This window comes from Solirhodobacter olei (assembly GCF_004010155.1).
Taxonomy (GTDB): domain Bacteria; phylum Pseudomonadota; class Alphaproteobacteria; order Rhodobacterales; family Rhodobacteraceae; genus Solirhodobacter; species Solirhodobacter olei.
The window spans coordinates 1-673 of the sequence record NZ_RRYH01000093.1 but is presented as its reverse complement, the minus strand read 5'-3'; the positions used below and the strand labels follow the sequence as shown (position 1 = coordinate 673).

Here is a 673-nt window from a genome sequence, read left to right as displayed (position 1 = left end):
CGCCGAGCCGCCGCTGGACGGCGCCCCGGGCGCCGTGCCGGCCGGCGGCGCGACCGCCGCAACTTTCGGGGCCGCGCCCGCAGAGGGTTCCGGCGCCTTCGCGGCCGGGGCGGTGACGCCCGGCGTGGCCGTGGCACCCCCTGTCGCGGTCCCCGTCGAAGCCTGCGCCGTCTCCGTCCCGGTCTGCGCCCCGCCTGCCGAGGCTTCCGGCGCCTTCGTGCCCGTGCCAGCCCCAGCCGCCGTCCCGGATTGGGCCCCGCTCCCGGAAGAGGCGACCGCCGGGCCCGAGCTCGTCGGCGCGATGATCACGCTCTGGCTGGAGGCGATCCGCGTTCCGTCGGCCAGAACCTCCGCCAGCGTCGCCACCCGCGGCTTGGCCGAGGGCGGCAGGTCGAACTGCACCACGAACTTGCCGCCGTCCCCGGCCTTGCCGGAGGCGGCCTTGGCGGCGTCGATCAGCACCTCGACCGAGGCGCCCGGCTCCGCCCGCCCGGCAATCAGCGCGCTGCCGTCAGGGGTGACGCGGACCACGTCAAAGGCGGGCTCCGCGGGGCCCGCGGCGGGGGCGGCGGCGCTGCTGCCGGCCTCGGCGCCCGCCGGGGCCTGCGCCGCCTGTCCGGTGGCGCTCGCAGCCGGGGCCGTGGGTTTCGCCGCGCCCGCGGCCTGCCCCGTT

At 79.6% G+C, this 673-nt stretch carries 1 pseudogene; it reads right to left on the bottom strand.

From position 1 onward, the window contains the following. A pseudogene (locus tag EIP85_RS22615) lies at window positions 1–673 on the bottom strand (hypothetical protein); the annotation flags it as partial.